The organism is Parvibaculum sp. (genome assembly GCF_035325945.1).
GTDB lineage: Bacteria > Pseudomonadota > Alphaproteobacteria > Parvibaculales > Parvibaculaceae > Parvibaculum.
This window is the reverse complement of record NZ_DAOKYX010000028.1, coordinates 1-5,631: the sequence shown is the minus strand read 5'-3', so window position 1 is coordinate 5,631 and position 5,631 is coordinate 1. Positions and strand designations below refer to the sequence as shown.

The 5,631-nt window shown below is 66.6% G+C and carries 11 protein-coding genes; all 11 read left to right on the top strand.

Features of this window, described 5'->3' with window-relative positions; all coding sequences use genetic code 11:
- Window positions 1-65 precede the first annotated feature (65 nt).
- Window positions 66-329 carry a hypothetical protein gene (locus PKA57_RS12200; RefSeq protein WP_324300922.1) on the top strand — a complete coding sequence of 88 codons (264 nt, stop codon included), beginning with the start codon at window positions 66-68 and terminating at the stop codon, window positions 327-329.
- 233 nt (window positions 330-562) lie between these two features.
- Window positions 563-1,168, top strand: a complete 606-nt coding sequence (locus PKA57_RS12195) for an HK97 family phage prohead protease (protein WP_324300978.1) — start codon at window positions 563-565, stop codon at window positions 1,166-1,168.
- A 14-nt stretch (window positions 1,169-1,182) separates the two neighbouring features.
- Complete coding sequence (locus PKA57_RS12190; RefSeq protein ID WP_324300920.1) at window positions 1,183-2,481, top strand: phage major capsid protein; 1,299 nt, start codon at window positions 1,183-1,185, stop codon at window positions 2,479-2,481.
- Between the two features lie 9 nt (window positions 2,482-2,490).
- Window positions 2,491-2,922, top strand: a complete 432-nt coding sequence (locus tag PKA57_RS12185) for a hypothetical protein (protein WP_324300918.1) — start codon at window positions 2,491-2,493, stop codon at window positions 2,920-2,922.
- Window positions 2,923-2,934: 12 nt separating this feature from the next.
- On the top strand, window positions 2,935-3,573 hold the full coding sequence (locus PKA57_RS12180) for a head-tail connector protein (RefSeq protein WP_324300915.1): 639 nt from the start codon (window positions 2,935-2,937) through the stop codon (window positions 3,571-3,573).
- The gene (locus PKA57_RS12175; protein ID WP_324300913.1) at window positions 3,570-3,893 is read left to right on the top strand and encodes a phage head closure protein; all 324 of its coding nucleotides are present in this window, start codon (window positions 3,570-3,572) and stop codon (window positions 3,891-3,893) included. The genes PKA57_RS12180 and PKA57_RS12175 overlap by 4 nt, the downstream gene beginning before the upstream one ends.
- 14 nt (window positions 3,894-3,907) lie before the next feature.
- Window positions 3,908-4,321: a DUF3168 domain-containing protein gene (locus PKA57_RS12170; RefSeq protein ID WP_324300912.1), complete on the top strand. Its 414-nt coding sequence runs from the start codon at window positions 3,908-3,910 to the stop codon at window positions 4,319-4,321.
- A gap of 9 nt (window positions 4,322-4,330) precedes the next feature.
- Complete coding sequence (locus PKA57_RS12165; RefSeq protein ID WP_324300910.1) at window positions 4,331-4,744, top strand: phage major tail protein, TP901-1 family; 414 nt, start codon at window positions 4,331-4,333, stop codon at window positions 4,742-4,744.
- Window positions 4,745-4,752: 8 nt separating this feature from the next.
- Window positions 4,753-5,067: a gene transfer agent family protein gene (locus PKA57_RS12160; protein ID WP_324300908.1), complete on the top strand. Its 315-nt coding sequence runs from the start codon at window positions 4,753-4,755 to the stop codon at window positions 5,065-5,067.
- 112 nt (window positions 5,068-5,179) lie between these two features.
- The gene (locus PKA57_RS12155; protein WP_324300907.1) at window positions 5,180-5,371 is read left to right on the top strand and encodes a rcc01693 family protein; all 192 of its coding nucleotides are present in this window, start codon (window positions 5,180-5,182) and stop codon (window positions 5,369-5,371) included.
- A gap of 11 nt (window positions 5,372-5,382) precedes the next feature.
- Window positions 5,383-5,631 (top strand): hypothetical protein (locus tag PKA57_RS12150; protein ID WP_324300905.1); only part of this gene is annotated, 249 nt, incomplete at its 3' end.

Genomic DNA, 5,631 nt, shown 5'->3' with positions numbered 1-5,631 from the left:
TTGGACCCCCGGGTCAGGCCCGGGGGTGACGAGCCTTTGAGCGAGAGACGATACCGGAGGAGATCATGAAACTTGGCGAGAATGCGGGCTGGAAGCTCGACCGGCACATTCCCGTGGCGCTTGTCGCCACCATCGCCTTCCAGACTTGCGCGGCGCTTCTCTGGTCCGGCGCGGCGGCGGAACGGCTGACGGCGCTCGAGAGACGCGCGGCGCACACGGAAGAGATGGCGGAGCGCACGGCGCGGCTGGAGGAACAGTCGCTGGCGACGCGCGCCTCGCTCGCGCGGATCGAGGAGAAGATCGACCGGGCGATGGCGGGGCGAAGGTAGGACGGCGGGCTTGCCTCGTCAGGCCGGACCCGATCCGGCATTCAGGGGCCGCGCGCTCCGCGCTTGTCGCTCTGGACCCCGGCACTCGCCGGGGTGACAGCCTGAGGACCACTGGGCGACGGAAAATTCTGAAGACGCGAAGGCGCCCAAGGGGCGCCTTTCTTATTGGCACTGGAGGACAAGTGATCGCGGATCGGAGACGGAACGGCGAGCGGAAGGCGACGCGCTTCGACATGAAGTGCGTCAAGGAGGACGGCAGCTTCGAGGGCTATGCCTCGCTTTTCGGCGAGGAGGACCTGGGGCGGGATGTGGTGATGCCGGGTGCGTTCAGAAGTTCGCTCGCCAAGCGAGGCCCCCGCGGCATCAAGATGCTCTATCAGCACGATCCGAACGAGGTGATCGGCATCTGGCTGAAGCTGAAGGAAGACATTCGCGGCCTCTTCGTGGAAGGAAAGCTTCTGCCCGATGTCGGGCGTTCGCGCGAGGTGCTGAGCCTCATGCGCGCGGGCGCGATAGACGGGCTCTCCATCGGCTATCACGTCGTCAAGGCGCGTGCCGATGCGAGAACGGGACTGCGCCATCTCATCGAGGTCGATCTCTGGGAAATCTCCGTCGTGACGTTTCCGATGCAGCCGGAGGCGCGCATCAGCGCCGTCAAGGCCGCGCGGCCGACAGAACGAGAATTCGAGCGCTGGCTGACGCGGGACGCGGGCTTCAGCCGCTCGGACGCCCGCACCATCGTCGCGGCGGGCTACAAGACGCTCATCACCTCGCGGGACGCGAATGTGAGCCAGATGGCGCGCGCGATCCGCGCTGCCGCCGACATCTTCAAACACTGACACGAGGAAAGCACATGAGTGCATTCAAGAACGATGTCCCGCGCATCGGGGCGTCGCTGAAATCGCTTGAGACGAAGCAGGCCGAGAGCCGCCCCGACGCCCATGAGGTGCGGGACGCGCTGGATGAGTTTCTCGGCGCCTTCGAGGCCTTCAAGGAGGCCAATGACGACAGGCTCGCCCAGATCGAGCGCAAGCTCACGGCCGATGTCGTGACGGAGGAAAAGGTCGAACGCATCAATCGCGCGCTCGACCGGCAGAAGAAGACGGTCGACGAGCTGGCCCTCTCGCTGGCGCGGCCGGGCATCGGCAGCGGCGCGCGGACAGTGTTCGATCCGGCGCGGCGCGAGCACAAGCGCGCCTTCGATCTCTATGTGCGGAAGGGCGAGACGCATGAACTGCGGACGCTGGAAGCGAAGGCGCTTTCGGCGCAGTCCGATCCCGATGGCGGCTATCTCGTGCCGGCGGAGACGGAACGCATGATCGACCGCGTCGTTTCAGACGCATCGCCCATTCGCGCCATTGCGGGCGTGCGCCAGATCGGCGCGGCGAGCTACAAGAAGCCGTTCACGACGCAAGGGCCGGCCGCCGGCTGGGTCGGCGAAAGCGAGGCGCGCATCGAAACCGCGACGCCGCAGCTTTCCGAGATCGAGTTTCCGGCGATGGAACTCTATGCCATGCCGGCCGCGACCTCGACGCTGCTCGACGACGCGGCGATCAACATCGACCAGTGGCTCGCCGAAGAAGTGCAAACGGCCTTTGCCGAGCAGGAAGGCGCGGCCTTCGTGCATGGCGATGGCGTTCGCAAGCCGCGCGGCTTCCTCTCCTATGCCAGGGTCGCCAATGCGAGCTGGTCGCACGGCAAGCTCGGCTATCTTGCGACGGGCGCGGCCGGCGCCTTCGCGGTTTCAAACCCGGCCGATACGCTCATCGACCTCATCTATGCGGTGAAGGCCGGCTATCGCAGCAATGCGCGCTTCGTCATGAACCGCGCGACGCAATCCGTCATCCGCAAGCTGAAGGACGCGGAAGGAAACTACCTCTGGCAGCCGGGCATCGCGGCCGGGGCTCCGCCCACGCTTCTCAACTATCCGGTGACGGAATCAGAGGACATGCCTTCGATCGAAACCGATGCGACTGCCATCGCCTTCGGCGACTTCAAGCGCGGCTATCTCATCGTCGACCGGCTCGGCGTGCGCGTGCTGCGCGATCCCTACAGCGCCAAACCCTATGTGCTCTTCTATACGACGAAGCGCGTGGGCGGCGGCGTGCAGAACTTCGAGGCGCTGAAGCTTCTGAAGTTCGGTACGGCCTGAGGGGGAACCATGCGCGACATTCATCACAATATCAGGACCGTGCAGACGCTCGATCCCGCAGTGACGGCTTCGCCGCGTTCCGGCGCGCCTGTCGATCGCAGGGGCTTCGAGGCGGTGGAGCACATCGTGCTCTTCGGGGCCTCGGGTGACACGCTCTCGCCCACGCTGAAGATGGAGGCGAAGCTCGAAGCCTCCGAGGACGGCACCAACTGGGCGCCGGTGACGGACGCGAGGGCGGTGACGGGCGGGCCCGTGTCGACAGGCGGCGTCTTCGCCACTGTCGATGCGGCCGCGAAGGCGCAGAAGGAATACCGGATCGGCTATGTGGGGAACGCCCGCTACAGCCGCGTCACCATCGCGCTGACGGGAAGCCATGCGGGCGGCACGCCCGTCGCGGCGATTGCCGTGCTTTCGGCCGCGCATGTGAAACCGGCCGCCTGACGGCGACGTGAGATGCCGCCCTGGCGCAATGCCGGGGCGGCGCTCCTTTCCTGCCCGCAAGCACTCAACGAAAGAAATCTCATGACGCTCATGCTCATCGCCGGTCCGGCGGAGGAGCCGGTGACGCTCGCCGAGGTGCGCGGTTTTCTCCGCCTCGACGGCGTGGAGGAAAACGCGCTGGTGACGGCGCTGATCACGGCGGCGCGCACGACACTCGAAGCGGAAACGCGGCGCGCCTTCGTCACGCAAGGCTGGCGCCTCGTGCTCGATGCATGGCCCGGCCGCGACATCTCTCTGCCTCTTGCGCCGGTCGCGGCGGTGGAGGCGGTTCGCGTCGATGCGGGCGAGGGGGCGGTGACGCTCGATCCATCAGTCTTCGACATGGACCTCGGCGCCGAGCCGCCACGCATCGCCGCGCGAAGAGGCATGCGGCTCGCACAGCCGGCGGCCGGGATCGGCGGTATCGAAATCGATTTCACGGCGGGCTATGGCGCGGCCGCCGACGTGCCCGAACCCTTGCGGCAGGCGACATTGATGCTCGTCGCGCACTGGTTCGAGGCGCGGGGGCCGGTCGCCTTCGGTGCCACCGCAGCCGATATTCCGCTCACCGTCGCCGCGCTCGTGGCGCCCTATCGGAGGCTGAAACTGTGACGAGCCCCGGCAGATTGCGCGAGCGCGTGACGATCGAAGCGCCGCAACGCGCAGGCGACGGCGCAGGCGGATGGACGATTGCCTGGTCGCAGGTTGCGACCGTTTGGGCGGACGTCATCTCGTTCAAGGGAACCGAGCTTGCGGAAGCCGACCGGCTCGAGGCGCGTGAACCTTTCCGCGTCGTCATCCGCCATCGCGGCGACGTGAAGAGCGACATGCGCCTTACATGGCGCGGCCGCGTGCTCGATATCAGGGGCGCCTTCGACCCGGATGGCAGGCGGCGCTGGCTCGCCATCGATTGCGAGGAGAGGGGCCGGTGACGATGCCAGCGACGATGCCGACGATTATGAATGCGGACCTCGCGCTGCAACGTGCGATCTATGCCCATCTCGCCGGAGACGCAGCGCTCGATGCGCTCGTCGCCGGGCGCATCTATGACAGCGTGCCGGGCGAGGCGGCCTTCCCCTATGTGACGCTGGGCGACGCGCTCGTGACGGCTTTCGACACGGGCGACACATGCGGCGCGGAACATCGACTGGCGCTCAATGTCTGGTCGCGAGCGGGTGGGCGAAGCGAGGCGAAAGCAATCCTCGGCGCGCTCCATGCGGCGCTTCATGACGCACCGCTGATGCCGGAGGGGCACAGTCTCATCAATCTCCGCTTCGCCGAAGCCGAAACGCGGCGCGAACCGGATGGAACCACATGGCGCGGCGTCATCCGCTTTCGCGCCGTCACCGAACCGATCTAGGAGCAAATCATGGCGGCACAAAAGGGCAAGGACCTGCTCGTGAAGCTCGATGCGAGCGGCACGGGAAGTTTCGTGACTGTGGCGGGCTTGCGCTCGCGCGCACTCGCCTTCAACGCGCGCAGCGTCGATGTGACGAATGCGGATTCGAGCGGGCGATGGCGCGAGCTGCTCGAGGGCGCGGGCGTACGCTCAGCAAGCATCACGGGGCGCGGCATCTTCCGCGATCAGGCGTCGGACGCGAGCGTAAGGCAGATCTTCTTCGATGGCGCGATCAGGGCCTGGCAGGTCGTCATTCCCGATTTCGGCACTGTGGCGGGTCCCTTTCAGATCACGGCGCTCGAATTTGCGGGCGAGCATGATGGCGAGATGACTTTCGACCTCTCGCTCGAATCCGCGGGCCCGCTCAGCTTCGCGGCGATGTGAGGGCAGAGATGGTGAACAGGCACAGGGGCGAAATCGAGGCGGTGCTTGGCGGCAAGAGACGGACGCTCGTGCTCACGCTCGGCGCGCTCGCCGAACTCGAACACGCCTTCGGCGGCGAGGACATGCTGGCGCTCGCGAGCCGCTTCGAGACGGGGCGCATTTCGGCGCGAGACGCGATCCGCGTGATCGGCGCGGGGCTTCGCGGCGCGGGCCAGGAGGTGAGCGATGATGAGGTGGCAGGAATGAGCGCCGAAGGCGGCGCGGCCGGCTATATCGCCATCGTCGCCGAGCTGCTGACTGCGACATTCGGCGGCGGAGCCTAAAAAGCGCCCCGAGGATTCGCCAGGTCTGGACGCGGCTGCAACGACGTGGGTGGGCAGGCCGGGCCATGACAATCAGGGTTCGGCGTATTTTAAAAACAAGCTCTTGAGCCCGATGAAAAAATTTCCATGGGAGCAGGCGATGGAAATCGGCCTCGGTCGCCTTCGCCTCGCGCCGCAGGACTTCTGGCGCATGACGCTCGCCGAACTCGCCGCGGCCGCGCGGGGGGTGGGGCTGGCGCATGCACGGGTATCGGCGATCCGCCGTACCGACCTCGAGGCGCTCACGCGCCGATTTCCCGATTGAGAGGATTTCACATGCATATGATCGATCTCGCGGCCTTGCAGCCGCTTGTGAACGAACTCGCCCTTGCGGTGCTGACGGCGCTCGCATCGGTGATCGCGGCGAAGGCATGCGCCTTCCTCAAGGCGAAGCGTGACGGGGAGCTAGGACAGATTCTCGACAAGGCGCTCGGCATGGGGATTGCCTTCGCCATGGCGCGGCTCAATGCGGTGGGAGCGGAAAGGGGCGCGGTCGCGGTTCGCAGCGAGCTTGTCGCCTCGGCC

Bases quoted from the DNA above. Each gene is read 5' to 3' on its own strand.
- PKA57_RS12165 (WP_324300910.1), top strand. From the start codon at position 4,331: ATGGCGGCACAAAAGGGCAAGGACCTGCTCGTGAAGCTCGATGCGAGC.
- PKA57_RS12195 (WP_324300978.1), top strand. From the start codon at position 563: ATGAAGTGCGTCAAGGAGGACGGCAGCTTCGAGGGCTATGCCTCGCTT.
- PKA57_RS12155 (WP_324300907.1), top strand. From the start codon at position 5,180: ATGAAAAAATTTCCATGGGAGCAGGCGATGGAAATCGGCCTCGGTCGC.
- PKA57_RS12180 (WP_324300915.1), top strand. From the start codon at position 2,935: ATGCCGCCCTGGCGCAATGCCGGGGCGGCGCTCCTTTCCTGCCCGCAA.
- PKA57_RS12185 (WP_324300918.1), top strand. From the start codon at position 2,491: ATGCGCGACATTCATCACAATATCAGGACCGTGCAGACGCTCGATCCC.
- PKA57_RS12190 (WP_324300920.1), top strand. From the start codon at position 1,183: ATGAGTGCATTCAAGAACGATGTCCCGCGCATCGGGGCGTCGCTGAAA.
- PKA57_RS12200 (WP_324300922.1), top strand. From the start codon at position 66: ATGAAACTTGGCGAGAATGCGGGCTGGAAGCTCGACCGGCACATTCCC.
- PKA57_RS12170 (WP_324300912.1), top strand. From the start codon at position 3,908: ATGCCGACGATTATGAATGCGGACCTCGCGCTGCAACGTGCGATCTAT.
- PKA57_RS12160 (WP_324300908.1), top strand. From the start codon at position 4,753: ATGGTGAACAGGCACAGGGGCGAAATCGAGGCGGTGCTTGGCGGCAAG.